Annotated in this window: 15 protein-coding genes; 8 read left to right on the top strand and 7 right to left on the bottom strand. The window is 64.9% G+C overall.

Features of this window, described 5'->3' with window-relative positions; all coding sequences use genetic code 11:
• Positions 1-65 precede the first annotated feature (65 nt).
• Both mscL and ACO2Q4_RS18000 read left to right on the top strand, forming a co-directional pair.
• Positions 66-500, top strand: coding sequence for a large conductance mechanosensitive channel protein MscL (gene mscL, locus ACO2Q4_RS18005; protein ID WP_311757681.1), 435 nt, complete (start codon positions 66-68; stop codon positions 498-500).
• A 124-nt stretch (positions 501-624) separates the two neighbouring features.
• The gene (locus ACO2Q4_RS18000; RefSeq protein WP_423320995.1) at positions 625-1086 is read left to right on the top strand and encodes an Lrp/AsnC family transcriptional regulator; all 462 of its coding nucleotides are present in this window, start codon (positions 625-627) and stop codon (positions 1084-1086) included.
• Positions 1087-1147: 61 nt separating this feature from the next.
• On the opposite strand, the gene rpsU is transcribed toward ACO2Q4_RS18000, so the two are convergent.
• Positions 1148-1354 (bottom strand): 30S ribosomal protein S21, encoded by a 207-nt coding sequence (rpsU, locus tag ACO2Q4_RS17995; protein ID WP_011748553.1) that lies wholly within the window; start codon positions 1352-1354, stop codon positions 1148-1150.
• Between the two features lie 112 nt (positions 1355-1466).
• Here rpsU and ACO2Q4_RS17990 point away from each other — a divergent pair, with 112 nt between their 5' ends.
• Together ACO2Q4_RS17990 and ACO2Q4_RS17985 are read left to right on the top strand one after the other, a co-directional pair.
• The gene (locus tag ACO2Q4_RS17990; RefSeq protein ID WP_423320991.1) at positions 1467-2153 is read left to right on the top strand and encodes a COQ9 family protein; all 687 of its coding nucleotides are present in this window, start codon (positions 1467-1469) and stop codon (positions 2151-2153) included.
• Positions 2150-3139 (top strand): NAD(P)H-quinone oxidoreductase, encoded by a 990-nt coding sequence (locus ACO2Q4_RS17985; RefSeq protein WP_423320989.1) that lies wholly within the window; start codon positions 2150-2152, stop codon positions 3137-3139. The genes ACO2Q4_RS17990 and ACO2Q4_RS17985 overlap by 4 nt, the downstream gene beginning before the upstream one ends.
• 61 nt (positions 3140-3200) lie before the next feature.
• On the opposite strand, the gene ACO2Q4_RS17980 is transcribed toward ACO2Q4_RS17985, so the two are convergent.
• On the bottom strand, positions 3201-3842 hold the full coding sequence (locus ACO2Q4_RS17980) for a ribonuclease T2 family protein (protein ID WP_423321100.1): 642 nt from the start codon (positions 3840-3842) through the stop codon (positions 3201-3203).
• A gap of 163 nt (positions 3843-4005) precedes the next feature.
• Between ACO2Q4_RS17980 and ACO2Q4_RS17975 the strand changes: the two genes are divergently transcribed.
• Positions 4006-4764 (top strand): DUF1013 domain-containing protein, encoded by a 759-nt coding sequence (locus ACO2Q4_RS17975; protein WP_311757676.1) that lies wholly within the window; start codon positions 4006-4008, stop codon positions 4762-4764.
• Positions 4765-4889: 125 nt separating this feature from the next.
• On the opposite strand, the gene ACO2Q4_RS17970 is transcribed toward ACO2Q4_RS17975, so the two are convergent.
• The 3 genes from ACO2Q4_RS17970 to ACO2Q4_RS17960 form a co-directional block, all read right to left on the bottom strand.
• Positions 4890-5402 (bottom strand): hypothetical protein, encoded by a 513-nt coding sequence (locus tag ACO2Q4_RS17970; protein ID WP_423320987.1) that lies wholly within the window; start codon positions 5400-5402, stop codon positions 4890-4892.
• Positions 5403-5690: 288 nt separating this feature from the next.
• The gene (locus tag ACO2Q4_RS17965; protein ID WP_423320985.1) at positions 5691-7163 is read right to left on the bottom strand and encodes an NAD-dependent succinate-semialdehyde dehydrogenase; all 1473 of its coding nucleotides are present in this window, start codon (positions 7161-7163) and stop codon (positions 5691-5693) included.
• 194 nt (positions 7164-7357) lie between these two features.
• Positions 7358-8341 (bottom strand): P1 family peptidase, encoded by a 984-nt coding sequence (locus ACO2Q4_RS17960; protein WP_423320983.1) that lies wholly within the window; start codon positions 8339-8341, stop codon positions 7358-7360.
• A 114-nt stretch (positions 8342-8455) separates the two neighbouring features.
• On the opposite strand from ACO2Q4_RS17960, the gene msrA reads away from it, so the two are divergent.
• Positions 8456-9040 (top strand): peptide-methionine (S)-S-oxide reductase MsrA, encoded by a 585-nt coding sequence (gene msrA, locus ACO2Q4_RS17955; RefSeq protein WP_423320981.1) that lies wholly within the window; start codon positions 8456-8458, stop codon positions 9038-9040.
• Positions 9040-9909 carry a 50S ribosomal protein L11 methyltransferase gene (locus ACO2Q4_RS17950; protein WP_423320979.1) on the top strand — a complete coding sequence of 290 codons (870 nt, stop codon included), beginning with the start codon at positions 9040-9042 and terminating at the stop codon, positions 9907-9909. The genes msrA and ACO2Q4_RS17950 overlap by 1 nt, the downstream gene beginning before the upstream one ends.
• A gap of 109 nt (positions 9910-10018) precedes the next feature.
• Here the strand turns inward: ACO2Q4_RS17950 and ACO2Q4_RS17945 are convergent, their stop codons facing one another.
• Complete coding sequence (locus ACO2Q4_RS17945) at positions 10019-10213, bottom strand: DUF1127 domain-containing protein (protein ID WP_311757670.1); 195 nt, start codon at positions 10211-10213, stop codon at positions 10019-10021.
• 237 nt (positions 10214-10450) lie between these two features.
• Positions 10451-11170: a 16S rRNA (uracil(1498)-N(3))-methyltransferase gene (locus ACO2Q4_RS17940; protein ID WP_395131335.1), complete on the bottom strand. Its 720-nt coding sequence runs from the start codon at positions 11168-11170 to the stop codon at positions 10451-10453.
• Positions 11171-11186: 16 nt separating this feature from the next.
• Between ACO2Q4_RS17940 and ubiA the strand changes: the two genes are divergently transcribed.
• Positions 11187-12143 carry a 4-hydroxybenzoate octaprenyltransferase gene (ubiA, locus tag ACO2Q4_RS17935; RefSeq protein WP_423320976.1) on the top strand — a complete coding sequence of 319 codons (957 nt, stop codon included), beginning with the start codon at positions 11187-11189 and terminating at the stop codon, positions 12141-12143.
• Positions 12144-12186 lie beyond the last annotated feature (43 nt).

Here is a 12186-nt window from a genome sequence, read left to right as displayed (position 1 = left end):
AGGGATGGTTGCCGCGGGGAACGCTTTGCCCCATCGGCGCGACAGGTCTGAGGAAAGGTAAGCACATGCTCAAGGAGTTCAAGGAGTTCATCGCCCGCGGCAATGTCGTCGATCTTGCCGTCGGCATCATCATCGGCGCCGCCTTCACTGCGATCGTCAACTCGCTGGTCACCGACCTGATCAACCCGATCATCGGCCTGCTGACCGGCGGTACCGATTTCAGCGGGCATTACGTGGTGCTCAAGGGTCAGGTTCCCGATGGCGCCAGCCTGAAGGCTGCGCGCGATTCCGGCGCCTCGGTCTTTGCCTGGGGTTCCTTCCTCTCCGCGATCATCAATTTCCTGATCATCGCCTGGGCGGTCTTCCTGCTCGTCAAGGCGGTGAACAAGCTGCAAAACAGCGTCGTCCAGAAAAAGGTCGAGGAAGCGGCCCCCGCCGGTCCGTCCGAGCAGGAGCTGCTGATCGAGATCCGGGACGAATTGCGCGCGAACCGCGCCTGATCCTCCGGCCAGCCGATGCGGGCGGCGTGCCGGGGCAGGGCGCGCCGCGCCCTGACGCTTGCAGCCCGGACCGGCTTGGGACATCATCCCGCATGCGGGCAGAAAACGGGCAGGCTCTTTCGACATGGGCGACATCGACGCAACAGATCGCCGCATCCTGACCGTTCTGCAGCGGGATGGGCGCATCACCAATGCCGAGCTTGCGGCCGAGGTCAGCCTGTCCCCCAGTGCCTGCCACCGCCGCGTCCAGCGGCTTGAGGAAATGGGAATGATCCGCGGCTATGTCGCGCTGCTGGATGCCCGCAAGCTGGAACGCCCGACAACCGTCTTTGTCGAGATCACCCTGTCCGGTCAGGCCGACGAGCTGCTCGAAGCGTTCGAGCGCGAGGTCCGCAAGATCCCCGACGTGCTGGAATGTCACCTGATGGCGGGATCGGCGGATTACCTGCTGAAGGTCGTGGCCCGCGACACCGACGACTTTGCCCGCATCCACCGCCAGCGCCTGACCAAGCTGCCGGGCGTCGCGCAGATGCATTCCTCGTTCTCGCTGAAGACGGTGGCCTTCACCACCGCGCTGCCGGTCTGAGCAAAGTAAAACCCCCGAGGCTGGGCCACGGGGGTTTTGGAAAACAAACGTGTCGCTTGTCTTACAGTGCGCCTTCACGTTGCGCTTTTTTGCGCGCCAGCTTACGGGCACGGCGGACGGCCTCGGCCTTTTCACGGGCCTTCTTGACCGAGGGTTTCTCGAAATGCTGCTTGAGCTTCATTTCACGGAACACCCCCTCGCGCTGAAGTTTTTTCTTCAGAGCACGAAGCGCCTGTTCGACGTTATTGTCGCGAACACTTACCTGCATGTGGTTGTCACCACCTTCCTAGGTTAAAGTTGATCTGAATTGCAGGAAGCGGCCTCATAACAGGGCGAATCGCTTTTGTCCAGATTTTCCCCGCGATCCGCAGGAGTGAAGAATGACGAATGAACGGGACAGGTTGATCGACGCGGCGCTGGTGCATGTCGTCTTCGACGGGATGAGCGACAAGGCCGTGGCTGCGGGTGCGCGCGACATCGGCCTGGCGCCCGGCCTGATTCGCGTCCACCTGCCCCGGGGCGGGGTCGACCTTGCCGCAGCCTATCACCGCCGCGGGGACGCGGCGCTGCGCGAATGGCTGGCGCGCGGCACGCTTCAGGGCCGTTTCCGTGACCGCATCACCGATGCCGTGATGCGCCGCCTGACCTCGACCGACCGCGAGATGGCGCGCGCCGGGGCCGTGGTCATGGCGCTGCCCCAGCACGCGGCGCTGGGTGCGCGGCTGATCTGGGAAACCGCGGATACGATCTGGGATGGCCTTGGCGACACGTCCGAGGACGTGAACTGGTATTCCAAGCGCGCCACGCTCTCGACCGTCTATGGCGCGACGGTGCTCTACTGGCTGGGCGACGATTCGCCGGGGTTTCAGGACACGCGCGCCTTCCTCGACCGCCGGATCGAGGGGGTGATGCGCTTCGAAAAGTTCAAGGGGCAGCTGGGCAGCCTGCCGGGCGTCGGTGCCCTTGGCGCCTTTGCGACCGGCTGGATCCGCGCCCCGCGCAGGCGGCCCGCGCCGGGTCATGTCTGCCACCCCGCCGCCGGACCCGAAGGGCGGGCCGACGCATGATCCCGGACATGATGCGGGCGGTCGCGATCACCGCGCCGGGGGCAGCCGATGTGCTGGAAGTGACGAAGCGACCGGTCCCGGTGGCGGGGCACGGTCAGATCCTGATCCGGGTCCATTGGGCCGGGGTGAACCGTCCCGATGTCTTGCAGCGCATGGGGGTCTATGCGCCCCCTGCCGGAGCGTCGGACCTGCCCGGCCTGGAATGCGCGGGCACCGTTGCCGCGATCGGTCCGGGGGTCACGCGCTGGAAAGTCGGCGACCGCGTCTGTGCGCTGCTTCCGGGGGGAGGCTATGCCGAATATGCGCTTTGTCCCGCCGATCACGCCCTGCCGGTTCCCGAGGGGCTGACCCTGCGCGAAGCCGCGGCACTTCCCGAAACCGCCTTTACCGTCTGGTCGAACGTGGTGACGCGCGGCAGGCTGAAGGGCGGCGAACGTTTTCTGGTCCATGGCGGCTCGTCCGGCATCGGCACGATGGCAATCCAAATCGCCCGCGCGCTTGGCGCAAGGGTCTGGGCCACCGCGGGCTCCGACACCAAATGTCAGGCCTGCGCGGCCCTGGGTGCCCGTGCGGTCAATTACCGCGACCAGGATTTCGTCCAGATCCTGCAAGAGGCAGGGGGCGCGGACCTGATCCTCGACATGGTGGGCGGCAGCTATATCGCACGGAACCTGAAGGCATTGGCGGATGAAGGGCGGCTGGTCCAGATCGCCTTCCTGTCCGGTCCCAAGGCCGAGATCAACTTCGCCCAGATCATGATGCGCCGCCTGACCGTGACCGGGGCCACGCTGCGCCCGCAATCCGACCTCGCCAAGGCCGTGATCGCCGCGGAGCTTGCCCGCGACCTCTGGCCGCTGGTCGAAACGGGGGCCGTGCGCCCGCTGATGGACAGCAGCTTTCCTTTGGCCGAGGCAGACGCGGCGCATCGCCGGATGGAAGGGGGCGACCATATCGGCAAGATCGTCCTGCGCGTAACCGAGGAATAGGGCGGCGCGCCCGGTTTCACCGTTTGCCAAATACCCCCGCCGGAGGCCGGCTGCGGCCCCGTCAGCGGGGCGCCGGCATCTGGATGCTGCCGCGGCAATCGCGCCGGCTGTCGGGCGCGCAGGCGCGGGGCTCCAGGTCGCGTGTCAGGCAGATGCGGACCTCCTGCAGGGCGCGGTCGCGGCAGGTGACGGTGATGCCGTCGCGGGTCATCGCCGGATTGGTCTCAAGAAACGCGGCCTCGACCACATCGGCGGGCAGGGTGACATCGCGCGACAGCCGCTGCAGGACGTCGGGCAGGTGAACGCGCTCTGCCGCCTCGCGCATCGTTGCGAAATAATCATGCGCCGACAGGCCCGAACAGCGGCCATGTTTCTTCCACTGGTACCAGGCCAGACCGCCCGAACCCATCAAGTTCGCCATCTGCCGGGTTTCGCGTCGGGACGGATCGCGCGCATCCGTGCGGCAATCCGAAGGCCAGCCCTGTTCGTGCTGGGGCCAAAGCCCGTGGACGGTGAAGCCAAGCGCGCGACCGGGATCGCATTGCCCGGCATCGTCGCGCCCCTTCTCTTGCGCGCACCAGCTGGGCGACCAGCTAAGCGACAGGACGTAATAGTCGAACTCTCCGGCCCGGTCCCTTTTTCGGTCCTGGGCATCGGCAGGGGCGGCGCAAAGCAGGGCGGCGGCAAGCAGAAGAAATCGCATCATGGCGCAAAACTAGCCCGGTCGCGCCAGCGGTGCCACGAAATTCAGGCTTTATTCCGGGCCCTGAAACGCCTATATACGCGGTCAATCCCCCCTGAAAATGGAATGGCGCCCGCCAAAAGCCGTTTTCCCGGCCGAAGAAGATATTGTTAAGGAGAAGGTCATGAATAAGCCGCTGATGGCCAAGGCCACCGCCGTCTGGCTGGTCGACAACACGACTCTCAGCTTCAAACAGATCGGCGACTTCTGTGGCATGCACGAGCTTGAAGTCCAGGGCATTGCCGACGGTGACGTGGCGGCAGGCGTCAAGGGCTTCGATCCGGTTGCCTCGAACCAGCTTGATCCGATCGAGATCGAGAAGGGTCAGAAAGACCCACGCTACAAGCTGAAGCTCAAGCACAACCCCGCCGCCGAGGGCGAGGAAAAGCGCCGCGGCCCCCGCTATACCCCGCTCTCCAAGCGCCAGGACCGTCCGAATGCGATCCTGTGGCTGGTCAAGTTCCATCCCGAACTGGCCGATGCCCAGATCGCCAAGCTGGTCGGGACGACCAAGCCGACCATCGCCTCGATCCGCGAGCGGACGCATTGGAATATCCAGAACATGCAGCCGATCGACCCGGTCGCCCTGGGCCTGTGCCGCCAGTCCGAACTGGACGCGGCCGTGCAGAAGGCCGCCAAGCGCAAGGCCTCGGAAGGCGGCGCGATGACCGATGACGAGCGTCGCAAGCTGCTGTCGACGGAAACCTCGCTCGCCATGTCGGACGAGCCGCGGATGCCCAGCTCGATCGCCGGTCTTGAGGGCTTCACCCTTGGCGGCTCGGACGAGAAGCCGAAGAAGGAAGAAAACCTCGACGCCGACAGCTTCTTCAACCTGCCCGCGCAGGATGACGACGCGGACGAGGACGAAGACGACAAGCGCTGATTCCGGGAACTCCAGCGCATTGCTCTGGAGTTTTCCGCATCCTGACCGTTCACGGCGGCCGTCGCCGTGAACCGCTTACCTCGGGGTTCATTTCGGGCGTTTCGCTGCGCTGCGGATACTGCCCATCAGCCCATCAGCAGGTTCATCGCGGCATTGAACGTCGCCTGAGGCATATTGGCCTGCTGGAAGGTGCTGTTGATGAAGATTGCGTTGTCCGCCATCCGCCTTGCCGCGATGATGTCGTTCATTGCCAGGCCCTGTATCACCATGACCTCGGCCTGCCCGGCATTGCCGCCGCCCCGATAGGCGTTGTAGTCCACACCGACGTTCGCGCGCGCCAGATAGACATGTCCGTGCGGTGTCGCAAACCCCTTTGCAATGCCTATATCCCTGGTGCAGGACACAAATCTTGTCGCGTGGGCGAATGCCTGATGGGCGTCGGGATCATGTGGATTGTGGACATATTCCTCCATGACTGTGGGACCGCGATGCGCGCTCATCGGCGTGCCGGGACCGACGGCCTGGGTCGGCAAAGCCTGACCGACGCGCTGCGAATAGAGCCCGCCAGCGGCCTCGATCGCCTGCGGCGTGCGGGTGTCGCCCCGCAGCACGATCTCGCTGCCGGTCACGGCTGACATCGGTATCGCGTGGACGGGATGGGCGACGGCCGATCTTGCGCGCGGGACGGCGACTTTCCAGGTCCGGTTATTTCTGGGGACGTTGGTGGCTGCTGGATTGTTGAGCGTGACCAGACCTGCCTGAGCCTGGGCATGAGCGTTTACGACATATTGGGGAGCAGGCACGAAAGGCATTCTCAGAACCTCCTACATGCATGCGCCCAACAGTCCGCCTCGGGCCGGGGGGTTGTCAAGCGGAGTGAACCAAGTGGTCCGACACCGCCTGACTGGGCCGTTCGTGCCAGAAAGTCAGACCGACAGGCAGATATACTTCATCTCAAGGTAATCCTCGATCCCGTGCCTCGATCCTTCACGGCCAAGGCCGGATTGCTTGACGCCCCCGAATGGCGCAACCTCGGTCGAGATGATGCCGGTATTCACGCCGACGATTCCGTATTCCAGCGCCTCCTGCACCCGCGTCACGCGCCCGATGTCGCGCGCATAGAAATAGGCCGCAAGGCCGAAGATCGTGTCATTGGCATGGGCCACGCCCTCGTCCTCGGTCTCGAAGCGGAACAGGGGGGCCAGCGGGCCAAAGGTTTCCTCGGTCGCGACCTTCATCGACTGGGTGATCCCGGTGACGACCGTGGGTTCGAAGAACAGCCCCTCCATCGGCTTGCCGCCGGTCAGGATCCGGGCGCCACCGGACAGCGCGTCCTGGATGTGGTCCTGAACCTTCTCGACGGCCTTTTTGTTGATCAGGGGGCCGGTCGTCACGCCTTCGGCCAGGCCGTCTCCCACGCGCAGCTTCTCGACCGCCGCTGCCAGCTTGTCGGCGAAGGCGTCATAGACACCGGCCTGCACATAGATGCGGTTTGCACAGACGCAGGTCTGGCCGTTGTTGCGGAACTTCGAGGCCATCGCTCCTTCGACCGCGGCATCAAGATCGGCGTCGTCGAAGACGATGAAGGGCGCGTTACCGCCAAGTTCCATCGAGCATTTCAGTACCTGATCCGCCGCCTGTCGCAAAAGGATGCGCCCGGTATTGGTCGAGCCGGTAAAGGTCAGCTTGCGGATCAACGGATTTTCGCAGAATTCCTTGCCGATATCGGATGCCTTCGTCGACGGCACGATGCTGAACAGCCCCTTGGGGATGCCCGCGCGTTCGGCCAGCACCGCCATCGCCAGCGCCGACAGCGGCGTTTCCGAGGCGGGACGCCCCACGAAGCCGCAACCCGCAGCCAGGGCCGGGGCGCATTTGCGGGTGATCATGGCATTTGGAAAGTTCCAGGGCGTGATCGATGCGACGACCCCGATCGGCTGGCGGATGACGGTCAGGCGCTTGTCGGGCATATGGCCGGGGATGGTCTCGCCATAGATGCGCTTGGCCTCCTCGCCGAACCATTCGATGAAGCTGGCGCCATAGGCGATTTCGCCCTTGGCCTCGGCCAGTGGCTTGCCCATCTCGGCGGTCAGGATCTTGCCCAGATCGTCCTGGTTTTCCATCATCAGGTCGAACCATTTGCGCATGACCTGCGCGCGATCCTTGGCGGTGCGCGCGGTCCAGGCCTTCATTGCCTCGGCCGCGGCGCTGATTGCGCGGGCGACCTCGGCCCGGCCCAGATCGGCGACCCGGGCAATGACATCCCCGCGCGCGGGATTGATGACGTCGAAGGTTGCGCCGTCATCTGCATCTGTCCACGCCCCCGCGACATAGGCGCGGGTTTCCAGCAGGGACGGATCCTTCAGCAGCATTTTCAAATCGGTTGCATGTGTGTTCATCGCCAGACTCCTGCTTTCCGTCGATCCGAAAGCTTTACCTTTCGCGCCCGCAAAGCAAGGGCGGCGGGATTTTTTCCTGCTCTCGGAAATGTCATGGATCCGGATCGAGGCTTGGGCGTTGAGCGCCTATCGTCAGGTTTTCCCTCTTGACGTGTTCAGACTGGGGCGGCGGACTCTCTCTCCCGTCGCCCCTTTCATTTCCGGGACCAGCAGGGCTGCAGGTCGCCGGGACGGGGGATGGCGGCATGGACGCCGCGGGCGATGGCCCGCGCCAGCACCGATGCCGCGGCATGTCCAAGCTGAAAGGGTGTCAGCACCGGATCGGGTAGCGGCCGCGCGCCGGTCGAGACGGCAAAGACCAGGTCCCCGTCATAAGGGGTGTGGCTGGGAACGATCGCACGAGCCATGCCGTCCTGCGCGGCGGTCGCCATTCGGGTCAACGCCGCCTTGTCCAGCGCCGCATCCGTCGCGACGACGGCAATGGTCGTGGCCTCGCCCAGTTGCTTTGTCATTGGCGGCTCATGGGCGGCATCGATCGGACCGGCAAAGCCGAGACCGCCGAATTCTTGGTCCATTTCCCACGGCGCGGCCCAGAACTGCCGTCCCCCCGGAGCGGTGACCGAGCCAAGCGCGTTCACGACCACCAGCGCCCCAACCGTCACGCCGCAATCAAGCACCGCCGAGGCAGAGCCCAGTCCTCCCTTCCAGCGATGGGTCAGCGCGCCCGTGCCGCCGCCTTCGCTGCCAAGCGCAAACCGGGCCGAGGCGGCGTCCAGCGCCTTTCTGCCTAGCGCGGGATAGGGATTCTGGTCCCATTCCTTGTCGCCGCCGTTGAGCAGGTCGAAGACGATGGCGCCGGGCACGATCGGCACCCGGACCGGCCCGACCGGGAAACCCCGGCCAAGACGGCGCAACCCCTCGGACACGCCATCGCAGGCGGCAAGACCAAAGGCCGAGCCGCCGGACAGCACCAGCGCGTCGATCCCCTGCACTGTCTTGTCGGGAGCCAGAAGCTCGGTCTCGCGCGTGCCGGGTGCGCCGCCCATGACGCTGACCCCGCAGGCCAACGGGCGGTCGGCCAGAAGGACCGTGGTCCCCGACCGCAGCGCATCGTCCCGCGCATTTCCGACCAGTAGGCCATCGACATCGGTGATAAGGTTCAGGGAACCGGGTTGCATGGGATTCCTTTTCGTTTTTCCCGGTGCCGGAACCAACCGGCACGGGGTATGCCATGTTGCACGAACGTAGGGCCGTGCCTAAATCCACGGCAATAGCTTTGAAAGGATGCGTCAATGACCGCTCCCCTCCACCGTATCTTTGGCCGGCCGCTGGACGCGCCGGTTCCCAAGGGCTTCGACCAGGCCATTTTCGGCATGGGCTGCTATTGGGGTGTCGAACGGCTGTTCTGGCAGTTGGACGGCGTCTGGTTGACCGAGGTCGGCTTTGCCGGCGGCACAGTCGAGAATCCGACCTACAAGCAGGTCTGCGCCGGGACTACCGGCCATGCCGAGGTCGTGCGCGTGATCTATGACAGCTCGCGCATCAGCTTTGAGCGTCTGCTGCAGGTGTTCTGGGAAAACCACAACCCGACCCAAGGTAACCGTCAGGGCAATGACGTGGGTTCGCAATACCGCTCGCTCATCATGTATTTCACCGAAAGCCAGAAGGCGGCGGCGGAATTCAGCAAGGCCGATTACGGCAACCGTCTGGCCGTCGCGGGACTTGCGGACATCACCACCCGGATCGAGCCGGCCGGTCCCTTCTATCCGGCGCATGAGGATCACCAGCAATACCTGGACCGTTATCCGGACGGCTATTGCGGGCTGCGCGGCACGGGCGTAGAGGCGCCTTTGACCGATATTCCCGAGGAGATCTGATGCCCACCTGGACCGCGCTGACCCAGACCGCCGGACGCGAGGCCGCCGAGGCCATAGCAGAGCTGGGCGAGGATCTGACCCCGGAACCCGTCGGCAGCGGCGTTTTTGAGATCGAAGACGGCAGCGACCGGTGGGAGGTGGGCCTGTACTTCACCGAAAGCCCGGACGAGGTCGCCCTGGCTCTGATGGCCGCGGCCTGGGGGGCGGACCCGTTTGTCATCTCGGAACTGCCCGAGGTCGATTGGGTCGCCCATGTCAAGCGCGAGCTGTCCCCGGTCGAGGCCGGGCGCTTCTTCGTCCACGGCAGCCATGATGCCGACAAGGTTCCCGAGGGATCGGAAGGTCTGCTGATCGAGGCGGCAATGGCCTTTGGCACCGGCCATCATGCGACGACCAAGGGCTGCCTGCTGGCGCTGGACCGCATGATCGAGGCGGGCGAACAGCCTCAGCGCATCGTCGATGTCGGCTGCGGGACCGCGGTTCTGGCGATGGCCGCCGCGCGCGCCTTTCCGGTTATCGTGCTGGCGGGCGACATCGATCCGGTCGCCGTCGACGTGGCGCGGGCCAACGTGATTGCGAACGGCCTGGATGGACGGGTCGAATGCGTCGAGGCCGTGGGCTTCGACCATCCGTTGATCGAGAGTGCCGCTCCTTTTGACCTGATCTTTGCCAATATCCTGAAGCAGCCGCTGATCGATCTTGTTCCGGACATGGCCCGCCAGCTTGCCCCGGGCGGCAAGGCGATCCTGTCGGGTATCCTGGTCACTCAGGCGGATGAGGTGATTGCCGCCTATGCCGCAGGCGGTCTGCCCCTGGACCGCCGCGACGATTACGGCGAATGGTCGACGCTGGTGGTGCATCGCAAATAAGGAAAAACCCGCCCCCGAAAAGGGGCGGGTTTTTCACATCGCGACAAGGGGGAATTGAAAAGGCCCCGCGGAGCAACCGGGGCCCGTTTCGCATCGCTCTTCGCCGGTATTAGCGGGCGCGTGCAATCCGCTCAATGTCGCCGCGGCACAGACCGATATCGTCCAGCTCGCGGTCCGACAGGCGGCTCAGCGCGTTACGGGTAACGCGTGCATCGTTCCAGGCAGAGAAAGCCGCCAGAAATTTCGAGCCAATACCGAAAGAGCGCGTCCCGCCATGGACGCGGTTCGTGTCAATCGCCGACATGATGTCACCTGTTCTTGGAAATGCCCTGAATACGGGCGGTTATCTGATGGCCAGCATATAGGCTGGGCAATTTCGGAATTCTACGACCGCAGCGACATTGCCGCTATGCAGCGCACGCATAAGGCGCCGTTTTCATTAAATTTTTATGACAAAGAGGTGATTGCGCGGCTTTGGTGCAATAAACTGTCGCGCATCCGCCAATTCGCGGGAGGAAGTTGCGTCAATTTCAGGGCGCGACTAATTCCAATCGCCCAATTCGGCTTGCCACAACGCAAGTGACGCGACGGCGGCAGTGTCGGCGCGCAGGATCCGGGGGCCTAGCGATATGCGGGTGACACAATCCATCGCCGAAAGCCGGGCGCGTTCCGATTCGCTCCACCCGCCTTCGGGGCCGATCAGGATCGCCCAGGGACCGCGCTTCAGCCCGGCCAGCGTGGCGGCGGGACCGACCAGCGCCTCATCCGCCCAAAGGATGCGTCGGGTCGCGTCCCAGCCATCCAGAAGCCGGGAGAGCGCCAGCAGGTCCGTGACCTCGGGGACGAAGGTGCCGCCGCATTGCTCGGCCGCCTCGACCGCATGGGCTTGCAGGCGGTCCTGGCGGATGCGCTCGGAATTGGTGTGCTCGGTCTGGACGGGCAGGATGCGGGATGCGCCCATCTCGGCCGCCTTTTCGACGATGAAGTCGGTGCGGGCCTTCTTGATCGGGGCAAAGACCAGCCACAGGTCGGGCGGGTCCATCTGCGGTGCCGTCTGCCTGACCGCGACAAGGTCGCCGTTGCGCTTGGCCAGCCGTTCGATCCGCGCCAGCCATTCGCCGTCGCGGCCGTTGAACAGCAGGACTTCGTCTCCGACGCCCTGCCGCATGACCGAAGAAAGGTAATGTGCCTGGTCGGAACCAAGCGCGATGCCTTGTCCGAGGGTCAGCGGGTGATCTATGAACAACCTGATTTTCGCCATGATGAGGCGCAGACTAATGCAGACCCCACACCAGACGCCAGAGGCGCAGCGCAGCGTCGCCGATGCTCCGCCCGACAATTGGGTCGACCGCTATGCGCCCGAAGCATGGCGCCCCTGGCTGCGCCTGTCGCGCGCCGACCGCCCGATCGGGACATGGTTGCTGTTGCTGCCCTGCTGGTGGGGCGTCGGGCTGGCCATGATCGCCGACCGCCCGACCTGGCGCGACCTGTGGATTGTGATCGCCTGCGCCCTGGGGGCGATCCTGATGCGCGGCGCGGGCTGCACCTGGAACGACATCACCGATCGCGACATCGACGCCCGCGTCAGCCGCACGCGCTCTCGTCCGATTCCGTCGGGGCAGGTCTCGGTCTGGGGGGCAGTCGCCTGGCTGGTGGCCCAGTCGCTGGCCGGGCTGGTGATCCTGCTGACGCTGGGCAAGGCTGCGATCCTGCTGGGCGTCGCATCGCTGGCGCTGGTGGCGATCTATCCTTTCGCCAAGCGCTTTACCTGGTGGCCGCAGGTCTTTCTGGGGCTTGCCTTCAACTGGGGCGTGCTTCTGGCCTGGGCGGCGCATATGGGCGGGATCGGGCTGGCACCGGTCATCGCCTATCTGGCGGGGATCGCCTGGACGGTCTTTTATGACACGATCTATGCCCACCAGGACGCCGAGGATGACGCCCTGATCGGCGTGAAATCCACTGCGCGGCTGTTCGGAACTGATTCGCGCCGATGGCTTTTGCGCTTTGGCGCGGGTGCGGTCGTCTGCCTGGTGCTGGCAGTTCTGGCGGCGCGGCCGCATGGCGCGGCGCTGTGGCTGGCTCTGGCGGGCGTCGTCGGTTTCGCCGGGCATCTTGCGTGGCAACTCAAGCGCTTCGACATGAATGACAGCGCCGGATGCCTTCGACTTTTCCGCGCAAACCGCGATGCGGGACTTGTCGTTGCGTTGTTTCTTGCCTTGGCTGGGCTGGTCTGATTGCGATTTTCGGCCCTGGGCATTAAATCCCCCGGGTCGGAAA

Source organism: Paracoccus sp. KR1-242 (genome assembly GCF_049446195.1).
GTDB classification, from domain to species: Bacteria; Pseudomonadota; Alphaproteobacteria; order Rhodobacterales; family Rhodobacteraceae; genus Paracoccus; species Paracoccus broussonetiae.
This window is presented reverse-complemented; position numbering and strand designations above follow the sequence as displayed.